Source organism: Spirillospora sp. NPDC046719 (genome assembly GCF_040645715.1).
GTDB lineage: Bacteria > Actinomycetota > Actinomycetes > Streptosporangiales > Streptosporangiaceae > Spirillospora.
In genome coordinates, this window is sequence record NZ_JBEYYT010000776.1 from 1 (window position 1) to 2,569 (window position 2,569).

The window sequence follows — 2,569 nt, forward strand, 5'->3', positions numbered from 1 at the left end:
GGCGCCCCGGGCGCGGGCGGCGACCCGATGCCCTTCGGCGGGAACCCGAACGGCAACGCTGCCCCCTACGGCAGCGGGGCCGGGGTGCCGCCGCGGCCGTCGCGGTTCGGGCCGTCCGGCTACGAGGGGCATGTGGACGGCACCCGCCAGTCGCGCAGGGACCGGCTCTTCGGGCCGCTGACGAACTGGTGGCAGGACCGGCGCCGGTGATCAACGTGGCGGAGACGTGCGTCGGGACGCGGGCGCTCGGGCCGGGGCTGCGCTCGGTGGTCTGGGTGCAGGGCTGCCCGTTCCGCTGCCAGGGCTGCCTCGCGCCGGACTGGATCCCGTTCCGCGAGGCGCGCCGGGTCGCGCCGGACGCGCTCGCGGACGAGCTGCTGGCCGACCCGGACGTCACCGGCCTGACGCTGTCCGGCGGCGAGCCGATGGCGCAGGCGGCCGCGCTGGCGGACCTGGTGCGGGCGGCCCGCGCGCGCCGCGACCTGTCGGTCATCTGCTTCACCGGGTTCCGGCGGGCCGAGCTCGCGGGCCGGGACGGCGCGGAGGCGCTGCTCGCCGAGGTGGACGTGCTGATCGACGGCCGGTACGTGCGGTCCCGCAACGACGACCGGGGCCTGCGCGGCAGCGCCAACCAGCGCGTCCACCACCTGACGGACCGGCTCGCCGGCGCGGCGGCGGAGCTGGCGGGCGGCCCGCGCCGCGCGGAGGTGCGGGTCCGCGGCGGGGAGGCGCTGCTCGTCGGCGTGCCGCCCCGCGCCCTGTCCGAGGGGTTCGCCCGCGCGCGCGGCGCCTCCCCAGGCGGAGGCGAGATCTTCACCGGCACGGTACGCGAGGGCACGAGCGGCGAGGAGTCCCGATGAGCGGCGCGAAGGTGATCTCGGTGGACGCGGCGGCGTGGCGGGACGCGCAGGCGTCCGCCCGCGACCTGGCGAAGGTGCGGCGGGACATGCCGCGCCTGCTGCGGCAGGTGGAGCGGGCCGCGCGCGAGGACGTCGAGCGCGCCCGGCGGGAGGCGGCGGCCCGGCAGGACGGCACGGACCGCGCGCTCGCCGGGCTGAGCGAGCAGGCCAGGAAGCTGGAGGACGAGACCGGCCGGCGGCTGCGCGAGCACGGCGAGCGGCTCGCCGAAGGCCGCCGCGAGCTGGCCGAACAGGGCGAGCGGCTCGCCGCCGAGATCGCCCGGGAGCGGGCGGAGCGGCGCGCCGGGCTCGCGGCGGTGGACGCGCGGGTCGGCGCGCTGCGCGGCGAGAGCGACGCGGCGGCGGCAGCGGCGCGGCGGCTGTTCGACGACGCGCGGACGATGCACGACGCGATCCGCGACACGCTGCCGCACGACCGGTTCGCGCCGGGCCGGCTGGAGCGGCTGGCGTCCCGGCTGGACGTGGCGCGGGGGAACCTGGAGGCGCACGCGGCCGGGTACTCGCTGAGCCAGGTCCAGGACCTCTACCTCGACCTGAGCGAGCTGCGCGCGGACGTGGAGCGGCTCGCGCTGGAGTGGGAGGCGCTCCGCGCGGAGGCGCTCGCCGCGCTGCGCACGGTCGCGGCGACGATCGAGGACAACGCGGAGCGCCCGATCGCGGAGGCCGACCCGGGCACCGTGCTGGACGTCGACCACTGGACGGACGGCGGGCTCACCGAACTGCGCGACGCGGTCGCCCGGCAGGTGGACCTGGTCGCCGACCCGGACTGCCCGCTGGACGCCGCCGAGCTGCACGCGCTGATCACCGAGACGGCGCCGGAGCACGAGGGCCGGCTGGACGCGCTGGTCGAGCGGGCCGCGGAGCGGATCGTCGCGTCGCAGCTGCGGGTGAACGTCGCCGAGCAGGTGGTGGCGGTGCTGGAGGGGCAGGGGTTCGCCTGGTCCGGCAACACCTACGCCGCCGGGGACGAGCGGCGCGCGTTCTTCAGCCGGCTGCGGCACCGCGCGGACGGCGGCGAGGTCGTGGTGGAGGTGGCGCCGGACGGCGACGGGTCCGGGTTCACGCTGCGGATCCTGTCGTACGAGGACGACCCGGACGACGCGGCGCGGCGGGAGCGGTCGGCGGCGGTGAGCCGGGCGCTGCGCGCGGAGGGCCTGGACGCCGGCGACCCCGCGGAGGAGGGCGGCGAGCCCGATCCGGCGCTCCGCGACTTCGACCGGCTGGCCCGCCCGGCGGCCCAATCCCGCCCAGCGGCTCATTCCCGTCCGGTGGCAGGGCAGGACGAGGTGCGCGGCCGAGGGGCCGATGAGCGCTGAACCGGCCGGTGCGGTGCCCGAGCGGCTACTGGCGCTGCGGGACGCGGCGCGCGAGGGCGAGTCCGTGCTGCCGCTGTACGGGCCGGGCGTCAAGGACGCGTTCGTGGACGGCCTGTACCGGCAGCACGATCTCGGCAGCGCGGTGTGGGAGGCGCTGCACGACGCCGGCTACGAGCGCGTCGTGTTCTTCTCGCTGGACGCGACGCTGACCGTCCGGGACGCGGCGTCGCGGCGCCTGCCCGCCGACCCGGTGGGGGCGGAGCGGCCGGAGGGCGACGCGTCGGTGATGCGCCCGGGGTTCAGCGGCCCGCTCGGCCGCCGGCGGCTGCGGAC

Annotated in this window: 4 protein-coding genes; all 4 read left to right on the top strand. The window is 78.5% G+C overall.

The window, feature by feature from the left end; genetic code table 11:
- A partial coding sequence (locus tag ABZ914_RS50035) for a hypothetical protein (RefSeq protein ID WP_500201625.1) occupies nucleotides 1-210 on the top strand: 210 nt, incomplete at its 5' end.
- Nucleotides 207-860 (top strand): 4Fe-4S single cluster domain-containing protein, encoded by a 654-nt coding sequence (locus tag ABZ914_RS50040; protein WP_433241483.1) that lies wholly within the window; start codon nucleotides 207-209, stop codon nucleotides 858-860. The genes ABZ914_RS50035 and ABZ914_RS50040, both read left to right, overlap by 4 nt.
- The gene (locus ABZ914_RS50045) at nucleotides 857-2,236 is read left to right on the top strand and encodes a hypothetical protein (protein ID WP_500201626.1); all 1,380 of its coding nucleotides are present in this window, start codon (nucleotides 857-859) and stop codon (nucleotides 2,234-2,236) included. Before ABZ914_RS50040 ends, ABZ914_RS50045 begins: the two co-directional genes overlap by 4 nt.
- Nucleotides 2,226-2,569: hypothetical protein (locus ABZ914_RS50050; RefSeq protein ID WP_500201627.1), on the top strand; the 344-nt coding region annotated here is incomplete at its 3' end. The genes ABZ914_RS50045 and ABZ914_RS50050, both read left to right, overlap by 11 nt.